Raw genomic sequence first — 18,032 nt, 5'->3', positions numbered from 1 at the left:
TTTTTTTGATTACGGGGCAAACCAATGTCTTTTTCTTTCTTCCATGCACAGGCATGGCGTTGCAGCATGCTGCTGGGTGTATGCAGCATGGCAACTTCTATGGCGTATGCTGTAGATCATTCGCTAAGTTTTCAGCAAGCTTTTAAAAAAGTTGAGCAATATCAGGCACAGCAAGGGATGTGGCAGGCACGCGAAAGCATTGCCAATGCACAACAGCAACAGAGTCGTTTGTGGGAAAACCCAAGTCTTTCTGTTCAGCAAACTGGTTTTGGTTCTAGTCAGGATCGCGAACTGGAAATCAATCTGTCGCAGAAACTGGATCTGTTTGGTGAGCATCGCACGGCACAGCAACTGGCAAAACTTGAGCTGACACAACTTGAATTAGATCATCTGTTATATCAGGCACAGTTACAACTGGCATTCAAATATCGCTGGGTGCAATTGGCTGTCTTGCAGCAAGAGCATCAACTGATTCAAGCACAGCTACGAAGCAGTCAGGCATTACTCGATGCCACCCGCCTGCGTTATCGGGCGGGGAGTATTTCCCAGTTAGATTTAGACCGTGGTTTGATGGTGCATATTGAAAATCAACAACGCGATCAGCAAGCTCAACAGGCCGTCCAGATAGCACAGAGCCAACTGGCACATTTGTGGGGTGAAACCAACAGTGATGCACGTGATGTTCAACTTGAAGATCCACTGAACAGTGCTGAATCTCAGATCAAACAGCATCAGCAGAACAATTTATTTGCGCGTAGTTTACAACTGCAAAGCCAGCAACAACAGGCACAGATTCAGCATTTGCGTGCGCAGGCACGCCCCAATCCAACCCTGTTGGTGGGCATGGTGCGCAGTCAAACCGCCAATCAAAATAATCATGATCAGCGGTTACGCATTGGGCTTGAAATACCGTTCGCGATTTTTAATCGGCAGCAATATGCCCAGCAGATGGCACGTGCTAAAGCCAATTATTTAGATATACAGCAGCAACGCTACCGTCAAAATTCTGAACAGCAAATTGCGACAGCCCTGTTGGAGCTACGCAATTTGAACCAGCAACTGAGTCTGGTGAAAGATCAGAAAATTCCATTGTCAGAGGGGATTTTACAAAAAACCTTGCAAGGTTTTCAGGCAGGGAAATACGCCATGAGTGATGTGCAGCAGGCAAATCTGCAACTGCAGCAGCAGCGTCTACAACAGGCACAGCTGTTAAAAAATGTCTGGCAAAAAGCACTTGAAGCTGAAAGTTTGGCTTTGGGTATTGAGCCGAGTGTGGTCGGTGCAGAAGATGCCATTGCCCAAATCCAACAGCGTTTTTCCACCAATCTTGCAGGAGCACAATAATGTTGAATGTAATCAAAAAATCCCAATTGTTCTGGGTCGTGGTAATCGTGCTGTCGACTGTGGTGTTGGCTGCAGCCTTATTGTTGAGCAATAAAAAGAATTCGGGTGCGAAAAGTGAAACTGAACACAGCGAGCAAAAAGAAGCAGGACATGCTTCTGAGTCAGAAGGTGTGGAATTTAGTTCGGCACAAATTCAGCAGCAAGGGATTCAACTGGCACAAGTCACCTATGGTGAGGTCAAGCAAAGTATCAGTTATCCTGCCACGCTGTTGGTCAATACCGATCAGCAAGCACATGTTTCTCCAAGTTTTGCGGGGCGTGTGGAACAAGTCAATGTCGAACTAGGTCAGCAAGTGAAACGTGGGCAGGCATTAGCCACCTTGTTTGTCCCTGATGTGGTCGATCAGCAAGCCAATCTGAGCATGGTGCAGCAAAATTTACAGCTTGCCGAGCAAGATTATCAACGTGAGCGCCAGCTTTGGCAGCAGGGGATTTCTGCAAAGCAGGATTATCAGCGCGCTTATAGTACCTACCGCCAAGCGCAAATTACCGTACAGGCAGCACGTTCCCGTTTGAGTGCATATGGGGTGAATGCCAACAGTCAGGGACGCTATGTATTGTATGCACCGATTTCTGGAGTGATCAGCAATAAAGACTTGGTGGTTGGGGAAAATGTGCAGCTCAGTGATCAACTATTTACCATTGATCAACTGGGGCAATTGTGGCTCGAATTTGTGTTGCCAAGTTCAGCGCAGCATTTGCAACCTGAGCAAAAAATCCAGTTTAAGTCCTTACAAACAGGCAAGATTTTCCAAGCACAGATACAAAGCCTGAGTACCGAAGCAGATAAATCTTCGGGGCGCTTAAAAGTGCGTGCCAAAGTGCTGGAGGCTTCGAGCGAATTACGTCCAAACCTGATGGTCAATGTCCTGTTTGATGCTGAACAGCCGAAACAGGTGTTACGGGTCACCAAAACCGCCGTGCAACAGCTTGAAGGCAAAAATGTGGTTTTTGTGGCAAAAGCCGAAAAGGATAAAACCCATTTTCAGCCTGCTGAAGTGCAGTTAGGAACTTATTCGAGTGATGGTCAGTGGGTCGAAATTGTGTCGGGACTCAAAGCCGAGCAGCGTTATGTTTCGGCAGGCAGTTTTGTACTGAAGTCGGAAATGGAAAAAGGCGAGGCTGAGCATGGACACTAAACTGCCACAGCCTGAAGGCTGGTTTGACCGAATCATTCAGTTCGCCATTCAAAATGCCCTGTGGGTGATGCTGTTTACTTGTGCTTGGATTGGCGTTGGAGTGTACAGCTATCAGAAACTGTCGATTGATGCTGTGCCTGACATTACCAATGTACAGGTGCAAATTAACTCACAAGCCAATGGATTTACTGCACTGGAAGTCGAGCAGCGCATTACCTATCCGATTGAAACCGCGATGGCGGGCATTGCGCATTTGCAGCAGACCCGCTCGATTTCCCGCTATGGGCTGTCGCAAGTCACGATTATTTTTGAAGATGGCACCGATATTTACTGGGCACGACAACTGATTAGCCAGCAACTTCAGCAGGCTAAAGCCGAGTTGCCCGACGGCATCGAACCGCAACTTTCACCCATCTCAACAGGTTTGGGCGAGATTTACCAGTGGGTGGTTAAAGCTGAACCAAATGCCAAAAAGCCAGATGGGCAAGCCTATACCGGAATGGATTTACGTGAGATTCAGGACTGGATTGTGCGTCCGCAGTTACGCCGTGTGCAGGGCGTGGCGGAAATTAACAGTATTGGTGGTTATAACAAAACCTATGTGGTTGCCCCTGATTTAAAGCGTCTGCAACAACTACAAATTCCGCTGAGTGATTTGCACACTGCACTACGGGATAACAACGAAAACCGTGGTGCAGGCTTCATTGAAGACAATGGTCAGCAGCTCACGGTGCGTGTACCAGGTGTACTGAACTCGGTGCAGGATATTGAAAATATCAGTGTCACCAATAAAAATGGCTTGCCGATACGGGTAGCTGATGTGGCACGTGTTGCCATTGGGCATGACTTGCGCACAGGCGGTGCAACCTACAAAGGTCAGGAAACCGTGCTTGGCATTGCCATGATGATGATGGGTGAAAATAGCCGCACGGTTGCCAAAGCGGTACATGCTCAAATGCAGCAGATTCAAAAAAGCCTGCCGAAAGGTGTGGTGATTGAAACGGTATATGACCGAACTTCACTGGTGGATAAAGCCATTAAAACCGTGGCGAAAAACCTGATTGAAGGCGCGGTGCTGGTCATCGTGATTCTATTTATCTTCTTGGGGAATTTCAGGGCTGCGCTGATTACTGCCTGTATTATTCCGCTGGCGATGCTGTTTACCCTGACAGGCATGGCAAAACAAAATATCAGTGCCAACCTGATGAGTCTGGGTGCGCTGGATTTTGGCATCATTATTGATGGTGCGGTGGTGATCGTAGAAAACTGTATTCGGCGTTTGGCGGAAGCCCAGCACCGAACAGGCAGATTGTTAACCCGTAGCGAGCGTTTTCGCGAAGTGTTTTTGGCGGCTAAGCAAGCACGTCGTCCGCTGATTTTTGGGCAAGCCATTATTATGGTGGTGTATTTACCGATTTTTGCCTTGTCAGGGGTGGAAGCCAAAATGTTCCACCCGATGGCACTGACCGTGGTGATTGCGTTAGTCGGCGCAATGATTTTGTCAGTGACATTTGTGCCTGCGGCAGCGGCTTTATGTGTGACAGGCAAAGTACAGGAAAAACCAAGCCGTTGGATGCTGACCCTGCAACAAAGCTATGCGAATGCTCTAGACCGTGCGTATCAATATCGGATTGTAGTACTGACTGCAGCGTTAAGTTTGTTATTACTGACAGGAGTATTGGCCACCCGAGTCGGCAGTGAGTTTGCGCCGACCTTGAGTGAAGGAGACTTTGCAGTACAGTTGATGCGTGCGCCAAGTACAGGCATTGAACAATCACTGAAAATGCAGGAACAGGCCGAGCAGCAACTATTGCAAAAATTCCCTGAAATTAAAGCAATTTTTGCGCGGACAGGCACAGCCGAAGTTGCCACTGATGTGATGCCGCCCAATATTTCCGATGGGGTGATTTTACTTAAACCACGTGAGCAATGGCCCAATCCACAAGAAACTACTAATCAGCTACGTGAGCAGATGCTGAAATTTGTCGCAACACTGGCAGGCAATAACAGTGAGTTTTCGCAACCGATTGAACTGCGTTTTAATGAGCTGATTTCAGGCATTCGCAGCGATGTCGGGGTGAAAATTTTTGGTGATGATATGACTGTGCTGAATCAGGAAGCCGAAAAGATTGCCCAAAAACTGCGAGGTATTTCGGGGGCAAGCGAAGTCAAGGTTGAGCAAACTTCAGGACTGCCTGTGCTCAATGTCGCGATTGATGCTGCTTTAGCGGCGCAATATGGTTTGTCGGTCAAATCGGTACAGGATTTGGTGGCGAGTAGTATTGGGGGACAAAATGTCGGGCAGATTCTACAGGGTGATCGACGTTTTGACTTTGTGGTGCGTTTGCCAGAAGAGTCACGTACCACGCAGCAATTGGCACAATTACCGATCCAACTCCCCAATGGTGGGCTGATTCAGCTGCAAGATATTGCCAAAGTTGAGCAAATATTGGGTTTCAGTCAAGTCAGTCGTGAGCAAGGTAAGCGCCGTGTGGTGGTCACTGCCAATGTGCGGGAGCGTGACTTGGGTTCATTTGTAGCAGAGATGCAGCAAACTTTGCAGCAGCATCAATTGCCCACAGGCTATTGGTTAGGTTTTGGTGGTCAGTTTGAAAACTTAGTTTCGGCAAAAGCGCGAATGCAGTTGGTGATTCCTTTGGCATTATTGATGATTTTTGCCTTGCTGATGGCCGTATTTTCCAATATTAAGGACAGCCTGTTGGTGTTTAGTGGTGTACCGTTTGCCTTGTCTGGCGGTGTGGTTGCGCTGTGGCTGCGTGATATTCCTTTGTCGATGTCGGCAGGTGTGGGCTTTATTGCACTTTCGGGTGTAGCCGTGCTGAATGGTTTGGTCATGCTAAGTTTTATTAAAGAGTTACGCGAGAACTATGATGTACATCGCGCCACATGGCAGGGGGCCGTTTTGCGTTTAAGACCTGTGCTCATGACTGCCTGTGTTGCATCTTTGGGCTTTATTCCTATGGCACTTGCCACGGGTACGGGTGCGGAAGTGCAACGACCTTTGGCAACCGTGGTGATTGGCGGAATTTTGTCGTCAACAGTACTGACTTTGCTGTTATTGCCTGTGATTTATCGCTGGCTCAATGAAAAATCCAGTTAATCATTTTTAAACTAATCACGTTGGACAAAGTGCAGCATTTTGTCTAACGTGGTTCATATCACCATAAAAACAGGAGTTCCTGTATGAGTGGACACCATCATGGGCATGAGCATCATCATGCCGCAGCCAGTGAAAATAATTCTAAGAAACTCTGGCTGGCACTGGGTTTGACCAGCAGTTTTTTAATTGTTGAAGTTGTGGCAGGTTTCCTGACCCAAAGTTTGGCTTTATTGTCAGATGCTGCGCATATGTTTACTGATGCTGCCGCATTGGCAGTGGCATTAATTGCGATAAAAATTGGCAAACTGCCTGCCGATGACAAGCGTACTTTTGGTTATCAGCGGTTTGAAATTTTGGCAGCATTGTTTAATGCGCTGATGCTGTTTTTAGTGGCTGTCTATATTTTATATGAAGCTTATGTGCGTTTTACCCATCCACCTCAAATTCAAAGCCTAGGTATGTTGGTGGTGGCAATACTGGGTTTAATTATTAACTTGATTGCCATGAAAATCTTAATGTCAGGCGTGGAAGATAGCCTGAATATCAAAGGTGCATATTTAGAAGTATTGAGTGATGCTTTGGGTTCAGTTGGGGTGATTTTTGGGGCAGTACTGATTTATCTGACGCAATGGGTGTGGGTGGATACCTTGGTTGCGGTTTTCATTGGGATGTGGGTGCTGCCACGTACATGGCTCTTGCTCAAACAAAGCATCAATATTTTGCTAGAGGGCGTGCCTGATGAAATTGATATCGAGGCGTTGCGGCAAGATCTGTTATCTCTGGATGGTGTGGAAAGCATTCATCAACTGAAAGTCTGGGCAATCAGCTCCAAGAATATTCATCTCGCGGTACATTTATTTGCGCCACAGGCAGAGCGAAATCGCTTATATCATGAAGCAACAGAAATGCTGGTACATCGTCATGGGATTCGGCAGGTGACGTTACAGATTGAAGAAAATCCATGCCTGACTCATGAACATTCACACCAGCATTAATGTTTTGGCATGATGATTACAATTGCCACTCATGGTTACAGTCACGGCATTTCCATGCTTTTTGTGACTGAAGAAACCCTTGCATTGATAATTTGAAGTTTGGAAGTTGGCGCCAAAACAGCAGACCTGAACCCACGGTCACCAAAAATACCACACCTGTAGCGATTTGTAGGATTGAGCTTGCACCATGGGCAAAAACCGACATCACAATACAGGCAATCACAAGCAGGAGCAGTAGAAAAATTGAAAAGACCAAAATGACTAAACTTTTTGGAATTTCTGGGCGGACGGCATTGCTACCTTGGGCAACAGGCATAATTTTAGCACTTTGGCATTGTGGGCAACGATATTGCATGGACACTCCCAAATGAATTTATGGTTATTTTAGCGAACTTCGTGGCAAAGCAAAAAGTTTAGTCGAAAAAAAACCACTGATCATGTCAGTGGTTTTTTAGAATTTGGCGTCCCTACGGGGATTCGAACCCCGGTTACCGCCGTGAAAGGGCGATGTCCTAGGCCTCTAGACGATAGGGACTTATCGAGGCAACACATATGAGGTTTGGTGGAGCCAAGCGGGATCGAACCGCTGACCTCTACAATGCCATTGTAGCGCTCTACCAACTGAGCTATGACCCCAGTCTGTGTGAGCGCAATATTAGGGGCATTCCACTCACACGTCAAGCAAAAAGATTATTCGCTTGTTTCAGTTGCTTCATTTTTCGGCAATTGGATGCTTTCGTTGAGTTTTTCCCAAACTTTAAGCTCTTTTTTGCTTGGAGCACCAACAATTTCAAGCGCACGGCGTAAGCGCGCATAGGTCAGGTCAGGGCCAATAGTGACCATTGCCTGCATGACAGGAGTTGAACTGGTTGAACCTGCAATTGCAATAAAGAACGCTGGCATAAAGTCACGCAGTTTAATGCCCATTTGGTTTGCCAAGTCCATCAGGATCTGGCTCACGGTGTCATTGTTCCACGTGAAGGTTTTTTCTAAACGCCAAATAGCAAACTGTAAGCTTTGACGAACTTGTTCTTGGCTAAGTTTTTTGCTTTCAAACATCTCTGCGGTGATGTTTGGCATGTGGTTGAAGTAAAAACCTGCCCAGTTCACAGCTTCTGACAACAAGTTGATACGCGGCTGAATCGCTGCTGCAATCTCTTCGAGTTTTTTGCTGTCATTTTGCCAAGTCAAAATACGCTCAAGCAGTTGTACAGGGCTTAAACCTTTAATCCACTGACCATTCAACCAGTTTAGTTTGTCGACATCAAAGACTGGACCACCCAAAGACACACGATGAATATCAAAATTGTCCATCATGTCTTGTAAGGTGAACACTTCACGTTCGTCAGGCATTGACCAACCCATACGACCCAAGTAGTTCAATAGCGCTTCAGGCAACACACCGATGTCACGATAGTAGTTGATTGAAGTTGGGTTTTTACGTTTTGATAATTTCGATTTGTCTGGGTTACGCAACAATGGCATGTGACAAAGCTGTGGCATGTCCCAACCGAAGTATTGGTAAAGCAACTGATGTTTAGGTGCAGAAGGTAACCATTCTTCACCACGGAACACATGGGTGATTTGCATGAGATGGTCATCGACCACGTTGGCCAAGTGGTAGGTTGGCAAGCCATCGGTTTTCAGCAAGATTTGCATGTCGACCTGTACCCAAGGAATATCCACTTCACCACGCAGTAAGTCATTGACTTTACAAATTCCTTCTTCAGGAACTTTCATACGAATCACATGTGGTTCACCTGCGGCAAGGCGGCGCTGAACTTCTTCTTGAGAAAGTTTTAAACCACGACCATCGTATTTAGGCGTTTCACCGCGCGCTTGTTGTTCAGCACGCATTTGATCTAATTCTTCTGCGCTGGCAAAACAGTAAAATGCATGTCCTTTTTCCACCAATTCTAGTGCATATTGCTTATAGATATGCATACGTTCAGACTGGCGATATGGTGCGTGTGGACCGCCTACATCTGGACCTTCTGACCATTCAAGACCTAACCAGCGCAATGAATCCAAAATCATTTTTTCTGATTCGGGCGTAGAACGCAGTTGATCCGTATCTTCAATACGTAAAATAAACTCGCCGCCATGTTGTCTAGCGAAGCATAAGTTAAATAAAGCAATATAAGCTGTACCTACATGAGGGAAGCCTGTAGGAGAGGGCGCAATACGGGTACGGACTTTCATAATCGATTCAGTTTTGATATCTAATGCAGGCTATTATAACGAAAAAAGCCCTGTATAACGTGAAAAAGCAACGTAACACAAGGCTGATTTTGGTGACTAAGTCTTAGGAATTAAGAGTCACGTGTTTGAAATAATGCTTGGAGAATTCGAGAGAAACGCTCATGTTGGTAAGCAAAGAAACTTTGGCTTGGCTGTACATGGATGGCATTTAAGATCTTGATGCTATCTAAATCGGAATCAATGGCTTTGGTATTTTGTTTTTGCTTGCTGAGTTCTTTTTCAATCAATGAAACATGATGAGCATTTTTGCCCAGTATAGTGACGGTTTTGCTTGTTACTTTGTCTTTATTTTCAATGACATTTGCATAGTTGCTCGTTGCGCCTAAACTTAGACACAATCCTAAAACTACACCACGAAAATATGCCATAAAATAAAACTCCAAAAAGTTAAAGCGGCTTTTCTTGTTATTTCCAGCGTATTTAAACAACGCTACCACTATATTTATCAAATGCTACTATAGCGTACATTCCCATAAAAGAAAGCGTATTTATTTTACAAAATATCGACTTAGCCCATGGCGATATATTTAGAACCCGACATAATGACTGTTTTAACAAAGGAATAGACTTCTTTTGTCAGCCCATTTTTGTTTCTTGAGCCTCATTGAAATATATTTCAATTTTGCTTCGGTAAAGAAAAATAAAGAGGCGATAAACCATAATGAAAGGGATCTAAGTCGTCAGAATAAATAGCAAATAGTCACATATTGGTAATATAGAAGAAAAACCTGAAAGCTTAGAATAAAACATTATAAATGTTTGATATTTCAAATTTATTAAGAATAAGTATAGTGATCTAAAAATATTTTGAGAATAAAAAATGCGCAAACTGATTACAGCAGGTGTAGTGACACTGCTCACGACAACAAGTTCATGGGTGTATGCAGATAAAACCTTCCTCAATGTATCTTATGATCCAACCCGAGAATTCTATCAGGAATATAATCAAGTTTTTGGACAGTATTGGCTAAAACGCACAGGTAAGAAAGTTGAGTTTAAACAATCGCATGGAGGTTCAGGTAAGCAGGCTCGCGCAGTCGCTTCAGGTTTGCCAGCCGATGTGGTGACCTTGGCACTTGCTAACGATATTGATGAAATTGCCAACGCAGATTATATCCGTAAGGACTGGCAACAACAATTTCCGCAGCATTCTGCACCTTATACATCAACCGTGGTGTTTTTGGTGCGTAAGGGCAACCCAAAACAAATTCATGACTGGAATGATTTGACCAAGTCTGGTGTGGAAATTATTACGCCAAATCCGAAAACGGGCGGTGCTCCGCGCTGGATTTATTTGGCGGCATGGGGCTATGCACTCAAGCAGCCAGGCGGCAATGATGCCAAAGCCCGCGAACTGGTATCTAAGCTGTATCACAATGTCAAAGTGCTTGACTCTGGGGCGCGCGGTTCACTGACGACATTTGCTGAACGCGGTATTGGTGATGTGTTGTTGACTTGGGAAAATGAAGCTTTACTGGCACAAAATAATTTAGGCAAAGATAAGTACCAGATTATTTATCCTTCGGTTTCAATTTTAGCTGAACCTTCGGTGGCAATTGTCGATAAAACGGTTGATAAAGACGGCAATCGTTTATTAGCAAAAGGTTATTTAAATTTTTTATACTCTCCACAAGGGCAGGCACTGGCAGCTAAATATAATTTCCGCCCACGCAATGCACAGGTTGCACAAAAATATGCCTATAAATTCCCAAAGATTAAATTGTTTACGATTGATCAAGTCTTTGGTGGCTGGGCAAAAGCGCAAAAAATCCATTTTGCCAATGGTGGTGTTTTTGACCAGATTTATGCTAAACCTTAAACAATTTGCCTCAGGTCGCTGGGGTGAAGCATTGATTTGCTGATTTTTTTAACAAAAAACGGAAATAACTATCGCAAAATAATATTTCCGTACAAAAAGCCGTTTGGAACTTGCATGAAACATGGAGATAATGTGCAATTACATTTTTAATTTTCGATTTCCGTTCGTATGTCTCATATTTCTGTATTACTCCATGAAACTATAGATGCGTTGTTAGCAGATCGTCATACAGGAATTTATGTCGATGCAACTTTTGGGCGTGGTGGGCACAGTCGCTTATTGTTATCAAAACTAGATGCTAATAGTCGCGTATATGCCTTCGATAAAGACCCACAAGCTTTGGCAGTCGCTGCTGAACTCGAACAACAAGACCCGCGTTTTAAAATTATTCATGCCAGTTTTGCTGATATTCAGCAGGAATTGACTGCATTGGGTCTACATGAAGTCGATGGCATTATGGCGGACTTGGGGGTATCTTCACCACAGCTTGATCAGGCAGAGCGTGGTTTTAGCTTTATGCATGATGGCCCTTTAGATATGCGGATGGATAACTCGCAAGGGCAAACCGCCAGTGAATGGTTATTGAGCATTGAAGAAGAAGCACTTGCCAATATTATTTTTAAATACGGCGAAGAGCGTTACAGTCGCCGTATTGCTCGCGCCATTAAACAGGCAGGTGAAATTACCACAACTGCCCGACTCGCTGAAATTGTAAAAGTTGCCCATCCAAAATGGGAAAAAAACAAGCATGCTGCGACGCGTACTTTCCAAGCTATTCGTATTGCGATTAATAAAGAACTCGATGATATTGAACAGTTTCTGCCACAAGCAGTTGACTTGCTGTCAGTACATGGACGTTTGGCAGTGATTAGTTTCCATTCTTTAGAAGACCGCCTGATTAAGCAATTCATTCAAAAAGAGTCTACTCTGGCAGAAGATCATGGTTGGGGTTTGCCGCAACAGCGAGTTGATACGCGTCGTCTGAAAAAAATCTCACGCATTCGCGCCAGTGAACAAGAAGTAAAAAGTAACCCGCGCTCACGTAGTGCGTGGTTACGTGTGGCTGAACGACTAGATAAATAAAGGCACACCATGAATACAGAGGTTGTTGAAGAAAAACCAGTCAAGGATCGAATTGTGTTGAAAAAAGGGCTGACCTATTTGGTTCTGGTCTGCCTGATTTTTAGCAGTGCGGTTATGGTGGTATTTGAAGTATACGAATATCGGTATGATTATCGTCAATTGAGTAGTTTGCTGCGTGCTGAAGATGATCTAAATGCCGAATGGGGACGGTTGCTGATCGAACAGCAAACTTTTGGGGCAACTGCTCAGATCGGGACACGTGCCGTGACCCAGCTTCGTATGTACTCACCACCATCTTCGGATACTGTGGTGATTTCTCTTCCTTCAACCGCGCAAAAAAAGTAAGGTCAGTTCAATGACTGAAAAACGAATGAATTTAAAACGTAAAACCAAGCTTTCAGTGACTGAAAAGAGCGAAATTACCTTTGATCAATGGCGCTTTTATTTGCTCTGGGGCATTGTTTTACTGTGTTTTTTAATATTGGTGGTTCGTGCATTTTATGTGCAAATTATTAATAAGGACTTCTTGCAAAATAAAGCCAATGCCCTGATTTTACGTGATGAAACCATTAGACCCATGCGCGGCATTATTAGTGATCGTAATGGTGTGCCTTTAGCCATCAGTACGCCGATTATGAAAGTGGTGATGGATCCACGTGATTATTTTGAAAACAAAAAACTCTATGATGAGATGACTGCCCCGCTGAAACCGGGTGAGCGTCGTAAACCAAAACAAAAACTTCCCGATAAAGACTTTGATCTCGATGAGTTGGCAAATATTGTGGGCGTGGATGCTGACTGGCTGAAGAAGCAGATGCAGGCACATCCACATTCACGTTATTTGGTGTTAAAAACTGAAGTTCCACCGCCACAAGCAGACTTTATTCTGGAACATAATTTTCAGGGCGTGTATACCGAGAAATCTTATAAGCGTTTTTACCCGCAACCGCAGCCGAATGCTCAGATTATTGGTTTGACTAATAATGATGGTAAAGGCGTGGAAGGTCTGGAAATGAAGCTGAATAAGAAGTTGACGGGTGTCAATGGCTTGCAGATCAATATTCGGGATAAGTACGGTAACCGAGTTAAAGATCCAGAAGTGGTGAAACCGGTACAGGCAGGAGAAAATTTTACTTTAAGTATCGACTCACGCTTGCAATACATCATGTATCGTGAATTAACCGCATCAGGAATTGCCAACAATGCACGTTCAGCAACAGCAATTGCAGTCGATGTCAAAACAGGTGAAATTTTGGCGATGAGCAGTTGGCCGTCGTATAACCCAAATGATAAAGCCAGTTTAAATAATAAAGACGCGATGCGTAACCGTGGTGCAGTTGACATGTTTGAACCGGGTTCAACCATGAAGCCATTTACCATTTCTGCGGCATTGGAAAGTGGTAAATATACAGAAAATACGATTATTAATACCTCGCCAGGTTCTATGCGGATTGGTAATCATATTATTCATGACACCCATAACTATGGCGCACTGACTTTGGCAGGGGTGATTATTAAATCTTCCAACGTCGGTGCAGCAACGATTGCGCTGTCTTTACCAACACCAACGATTCCAACTTTCTTTAAACGTGTGGGTTTTGGGCAGCGTTCTGCAGTGCATTTCCCGGGAGAAAGTTCGGGACTGATCTTGCCATCGAAATATTGGAACATGTCTGAAATTGGTACGATGGCGTATGGTTATGGTCTAAATGCTACGGTATTACAGTTGGTACAAGGTTATGCCATGCTAGCCAACCATGGCACGCAAGTACCATTAACCTTGTATAAACTGAATAAACCTGTTCAAGGTAAGCAAGTACTTGATCCAAAAATTGCCGATAAAGTCGTGCTGATGATGGAACAGGTTACTCAGCCAGGTGGTACAGCCACACAGGCACAAATTCCAGGCTATCGTGTGGCGGGTAAAACGGGAACAGCACATAAGCTCAATGCTGACCGACGTGGTTATTCAAAAAATGAATATCGTGCGTTGTTTGCAGGGGTTGCTCCTGTGAGTAACCCACGTATAGCCATGGTCGTTGTGGTAGAAAACCCACAAGGCACTTATTATGGCGGTACGGTATCTGCACCTGTATTTGCGCGCATTATGCAAGAGTTTTTGCGCTTACTGGATGTACCACTGGATAAACCTTTACAAGCCCCTAAAATTCAATAATTGGTGAGTTCATGTCGATTACTTTGCAGCAGATTTATCCTGTTGAGTCTATTCAACCTTGGATGACTCAGCCCTTTCAAGGGTTTTGTTTAGACAGCCGTTATGTTGAAGCAGGGCAGATTTTTATTGCACTGACCAGTTATTCACAGCCTGAAAAAACCTTGCACTTTGCGCAGGTAGCATTGCAGCGTGGTGCGATCGGAATTATCGCTGAGCAGCCATTGCCACTCGAGAACTGTGTGGTTTGCCCAGATGTGCGTCAGCGCATGGGGACATGGCAAAAAGCTTATTTACAAGCGACAGCAGTAACAGCACCCTTGCATATTTTGGCGGTCACGGGCACCAATGGTAAAACCACCATTTCACGTTTGATTGCTGAATTGATCAGTTCACAACATCAACGCTGTGCAGTTATGGGAACTACAGGTAATGGGATTTTACCTAACTTGGAAGCATCAACCCACACCACAGTGGATGCGATTTATTTACAGAATTTATTGCATAGCTATGCCGAGCAAGGGGCACGTTTTGCCTCGCTCGAAGCCAGTTCACATGGCTTGGAACAAGGTCGCTTAAATGGCTGTGAGATTGAAATTGCGGTGTATAGTAATTTAAGTCGCGATCATCTAGATTATCATAAAACGTTAGAGGCATATGCTGAAGCAAAATCCCAGTTATTCACATTTACGTCATTAAAATATGCTGTGATTAATCTGGATGATGCCTATGCTGAAGTAATGTTGAATGCAGCGCGTCATAATCCAGCACAACCAAAAATTTTCACCTATGCAATCCAGCAAACTGCTGATTTTTATGTCTCAGATTTGAACTTTAGCTTGCAAGGTGCACGTTTTACTTTACATAGTCCAGTCGGGCAGTTTGCAGTGAACAGCCCATTACTCGGACAGTTCAATGTTGAAAACTTATTGGCAAGTTTGATTGCAGCCTATGTGGCAGGATTTGATTTATCGGCATTGGTCGCGGCTGTACCACAATTGCAAGGCGCACCAGGTCGCATGCAGGTCTTGCGCGATCAGCAGCGCTTGTTTGTTGTGGATTATGCGCATACTCCAGATGCCTTGATTCAAGTTTTGACCAGTTTGCAACGTCATGTCGAGCATCGCTTATGGGCAGTGTTTGGCTGTGGCGGCGACCGTGATCGTGGTAAGCGCCCACTCATGGTTCAAGCTGCATTGGAACATGCCAATCCTGTGCTGTTGACCACAGACAATCCACGCACCGAAAACCCTGAACAAATTTTTGCCGATATGAAACAAGGCATCAATTTTGCTCAGCATGAAGTGCATGAAATCCATGACCGCCGCGAAGCGATTAAATTTGCTGTGCAGCAGGCAGAGGCAGGAGATATTGTGGTGATCGCAGGCAAAGGACATGAAAATTATCAGGAAATCGATGGCGTTCGTCATTGGTTTGATGATGTGGTAGAAGTAAAAGCGGCTATCGATCATCAGCACGGAATGCTTACCGCGTATTCGGCTTTGGAAAATTAACGCACATGCATACATCGACCACCAGCACTGTTCCCTTGATGCCTTGGACAGCGGCTGAACTTCAACAGGCGACACAAGGTTATTGGTATCAAGATCAGCAGCCAGAGCACGTGATTAAGCGGATTTTGACCGATTCACGACATGCCGAAGCAGGCGATGCCTTTTTGGCACTTAAAGGTGAGCGTTTTGATGCTCATGATTTTGTTGAAAATGTTGCAGCACAAGGCTGTCAGGTTGTTATTGTAGAACGCCCGATTGAACAGCTCAAAATTGCCCAATTGGTGGTTGCGGATACCCGCTTGGCTTTGGGCCATTTGGGGCAATTTCGCCGTCAACAATTTCCAGACCTGAAAGTACTGGCGTTAACAGGCAGCAGTGGTAAAACCACCACCAAAGAAATGCTAGGTAGTATTTTGTCGCGGTTAGCCCCAACACTGATTACTCGCGGTAACCTGAACAATGATTTGGGTGTGCCGATGATGTTACTGGAATTACGTCCTGAGCATCAGTATGCCGTGATGGAACTGGGCGCAAGTCATGTTGGTGAGATTGACTATACCTCAAACTTGGTACAGCCACAGGTGGCAGGTATTTTAAATATCGGTACTGCGCATTTGGGTGAGTTCGGTGGGCGTGAGAAAATCTGTCAGGCAAAATCGGAAATTTATCGTCATATTACATCTGATGGCATATCGATTGTTCCAGCGGCAGATGACTTTACTGCACAAATCAATGCTGTAGTCAAAACTGCCCAACGTTTGAGTTTTGGCGAAGGCGGTGATGTATATGCTGAGCACATACAGTTACATCCACAATCTGCAAGCTTTTTGTTGCATACTCCACACGGTTCGGCACAGGTCGTATTGCCTTTTGCAGGATTGCACAATGTCGACAATGCTCTAGCAGCATGTGCTTTTGCATTGGCAATCGGGATCTCCCTTGAAGATGTAGTACAGGGTTTGCAACAGGCAAAAGGTGCGAAAGGGCGTTTGAATTTTATTTCACATCAGCAATATGTGTTGATTGATGATACCTATAATGCCAATCCAACGTCGATGCGTGCTGCGGCTGAGGTATTGAGTCAGCAACAGGGCATTAAAGTCATGGTGATGGGTGATATTGGTGAGCTGGGTGATAGTAGTCGCGATGAACACTATGCTTTAGGTCATGATTTGGCTCAGTTGCCATTAGATTATGTGCTTGCTGTGGGTGAATTTGCCACTGCAACAGTGACAGGTGCGGCAGCAGAGCATTGCCATGCATTTGAAACGCAGGCACAAGCGCTGACATTTTTAATTAATCTTGTAAAAAAACATCAACCTCAGACCATGAGTTTCCTATTTAAAGGTTCTCGTTATACCCATATGGAGACGTTGATGGCTGATTTGATGGAGAAGCTTTAAATGCTGTTATGGTTATTTGAACATTTGGCAGGATTCGACAGTTCCTTCAAAGTTGTTCGTTATTTGACATTACGGGCTTTGCTCAGCGTATTGACTTCATTGCTGATCGGGCTATTTTTGGGTCCTGTGATGATCCGAAAATTACGTGCCTTAAAATATGGTCAGGCAGTCAGCTCGTTTGCTCCTGAAAGCCATGCCAAGAAAATGGGTACACCGACCATGGGCGGGGTTTTGATTCTGATGTCGATTGGGATTAGCACCTTGCTGTGGGCAGATCTGTCTAACCCTTATGTCTGGATTGTACTTGGGGTGATGGTAATTTTTGGTGCTGTGGGCTGGGCAGATGACTGGATTAAAATCCGTTATAAAGACAATGCAGGTTTGCCAGCACGTAAAAAGTTCTTCTGGACTTCTGTGGCGTCTTTAGGTGCTGGGATTGCATTGTATGTGATTGCGATTAATCAGCATAATCCTTTGTATACGCACAATATGCTGGACTTGCTGATTCCATTTTTCAAAAATCTCAGCATTCCATTTTCAGTGATTCCCCTTGGACTTGCCTTTATTGCCTTTACGTATTTGGTTATTAATGGTGCATCCAATGCAGTTAACCTGACTGACGGTCTGGATGGTCTAGCGATTATGCCTGTGGTATTGGTCGCTGCGGGGTTGGGAGTATTCGCCTATTTGTCAGGGGATACTCGTTTTGCCAATTACCTGCATATTCCATATATCAAATATTCATCTGAACTGATTGTGATCTGCTCTGCCATGGTTGGTGCAGGTCTAGCTTTCCTTTGGTACAACGCCCATCCTGCTCAAGTCTTTATGGGGGATGTAGGTGCGCTGGCACTGGGTGCAATGCTTGGTACGATTGCGGTCATGGTACGTCAGGAAATCGTATTTGCGATTATGGGCGGTGTTTTTGTGATGGAAGCCATTTCAGTGTTCTTGCAAATTGGTTCTCTGCGCATGCGCAATAAGCGTGTCTTCTTGATGGCACCGTTGCACCATCACTATGAAAAACAGGGCTGGAAAGAAACTCAAGTGGTGATTCGTTTCTGGATCATTACGATTATTCTAGTGGTTTTAGGCTTAATGACGTTAAAATTGCGTTAA

14 protein-coding genes and 2 tRNA genes are annotated in these 18,032 nt (G+C 44.7%); 11 read left to right on the top strand and 5 right to left on the bottom strand.

Annotation, left to right across the window (positions count from 1 at the left end; translation table 11 throughout):
* Nucleotides 1–24 precede the first annotated feature (24 nt).
* The 4 genes from E0H77_RS09375 (at nt 25) to E0H77_RS09360 (ending at nt 6,659) form a co-directional block, all read left to right on the top strand.
* The gene (locus E0H77_RS09375; RefSeq protein ID WP_228258314.1) at nt 25–1,344 is read left to right on the top strand and encodes a TolC family protein; all 1,320 of its coding nucleotides are present in this window, start codon (nt 25–27) and stop codon (nt 1,342–1,344) included.
* On the top strand, nt 1,344–2,543 hold the full coding sequence (locus E0H77_RS09370) for an efflux RND transporter periplasmic adaptor subunit (RefSeq protein WP_131377359.1): 1,200 nt from the start codon (nt 1,344–1,346) through the stop codon (nt 2,541–2,543). The genes E0H77_RS09375 and E0H77_RS09370 overlap by 1 nt, the downstream gene beginning before the upstream one ends.
* Nucleotides 2,533–5,664 (top strand): efflux RND transporter permease subunit, encoded by a 3,132-nt coding sequence (locus E0H77_RS09365; RefSeq protein WP_131377357.1) that lies wholly within the window; start codon nt 2,533–2,535, stop codon nt 5,662–5,664. The genes E0H77_RS09370 and E0H77_RS09365 overlap by 11 nt, the downstream gene beginning before the upstream one ends.
* Before the next feature lie 83 nt (nt 5,665–5,747).
* Complete coding sequence (locus E0H77_RS09360) at nt 5,748–6,659, top strand: cation diffusion facilitator family transporter (RefSeq protein ID WP_131377355.1); 912 nt, start codon at nt 5,748–5,750, stop codon at nt 6,657–6,659.
* Between the two features lie 16 nt (nt 6,660–6,675).
* On the opposite strand, the gene E0H77_RS09355 is transcribed toward E0H77_RS09360, so the two are convergent.
* The 5 genes from E0H77_RS09355 to E0H77_RS09335 form a co-directional block, all read right to left on the bottom strand.
* Nucleotides 6,676–7,014: a zinc-ribbon domain-containing protein gene (locus E0H77_RS09355; RefSeq protein WP_131377352.1), complete on the bottom strand. Its 339-nt coding sequence runs from the start codon at nt 7,012–7,014 to the stop codon at nt 6,676–6,678.
* Nucleotides 7,015–7,118: 104 nt separating this feature from the next.
* Nucleotides 7,119–7,194: transfer RNA gene (locus E0H77_RS09350), tRNA-Glu, on the bottom strand.
* Between the two features lie 25 nt (nt 7,195–7,219).
* Nucleotides 7,220–7,295: transfer RNA gene (locus tag E0H77_RS09345), tRNA-Ala, on the bottom strand.
* A 54-nt stretch (nt 7,296–7,349) separates the two neighbouring features.
* On the bottom strand, nt 7,350–8,861 hold the full coding sequence (gene gltX, locus E0H77_RS09340; protein WP_131377349.1) for a glutamate--tRNA ligase: 1,512 nt from the start codon (nt 8,859–8,861) through the stop codon (nt 7,350–7,352).
* A 110-nt stretch (nt 8,862–8,971) separates the two neighbouring features.
* Nucleotides 8,972–9,289: a hypothetical protein gene (locus tag E0H77_RS09335; protein ID WP_131377346.1), complete on the bottom strand. Its 318-nt coding sequence runs from the start codon at nt 9,287–9,289 to the stop codon at nt 8,972–8,974.
* A 452-nt stretch (nt 9,290–9,741) separates the two neighbouring features.
* On the opposite strand from E0H77_RS09335, the gene E0H77_RS09330 reads away from it, so the two are divergent.
* The 7 genes from E0H77_RS09330 (at nt 9,742) to mraY (ending at nt 18,032) form a co-directional block, all read left to right on the top strand.
* On the top strand, nt 9,742–10,740 hold the full coding sequence (locus tag E0H77_RS09330; RefSeq protein WP_131377343.1) for a sulfate ABC transporter substrate-binding protein: 999 nt from the start codon (nt 9,742–9,744) through the stop codon (nt 10,738–10,740).
* A 168-nt stretch (nt 10,741–10,908) separates the two neighbouring features.
* The gene (gene rsmH, locus E0H77_RS09325) at nt 10,909–11,823 is read left to right on the top strand and encodes a 16S rRNA (cytosine(1402)-N(4))-methyltransferase RsmH (RefSeq protein WP_131377341.1); all 915 of its coding nucleotides are present in this window, start codon (nt 10,909–10,911) and stop codon (nt 11,821–11,823) included.
* 9 nt (nt 11,824–11,832) lie between these two features.
* Entirely contained in the window at nt 11,833–12,168 is a 336-nt protein-coding gene (gene ftsL, locus E0H77_RS09320) for a cell division protein FtsL (RefSeq protein ID WP_131312919.1), read from the top strand.
* 10 nt (nt 12,169–12,178) lie between these two features.
* Nucleotides 12,179–13,999, top strand: coding sequence for a penicillin-binding protein PBP3 (ftsI, locus tag E0H77_RS09315; RefSeq protein WP_131377338.1), 1,821 nt, complete (start codon nt 12,179–12,181; stop codon nt 13,997–13,999).
* A gap of 11 nt (nt 14,000–14,010) precedes the next feature.
* On the top strand, nt 14,011–15,510 hold the full coding sequence (locus tag E0H77_RS09310) for a UDP-N-acetylmuramoyl-L-alanyl-D-glutamate--2,6-diaminopimelate ligase (RefSeq protein ID WP_131377335.1): 1,500 nt from the start codon (nt 14,011–14,013) through the stop codon (nt 15,508–15,510).
* A gap of 5 nt (nt 15,511–15,515) precedes the next feature.
* Entirely contained in the window at nt 15,516–16,913 is a 1,398-nt protein-coding gene (locus E0H77_RS09305; RefSeq protein WP_131377332.1) for a UDP-N-acetylmuramoyl-tripeptide--D-alanyl-D-alanine ligase, read from the top strand.
* Nucleotides 16,914–18,032: a phospho-N-acetylmuramoyl-pentapeptide-transferase gene (gene mraY / locus E0H77_RS09300; RefSeq protein WP_131377329.1), complete on the top strand. Its 1,119-nt coding sequence runs from the start codon at nt 16,914–16,916 to the stop codon at nt 18,030–18,032.

The sequence above is a fragment of the Acinetobacter brisouioides genome (assembly GCF_004331075.1).
Lineage (GTDB): Bacteria > Pseudomonadota > Gammaproteobacteria > Pseudomonadales > Moraxellaceae > Acinetobacter.
Note: the sequence above shows the minus strand (reverse complement) of the source record. Positions and strands in the feature narration are given on the sequence as shown.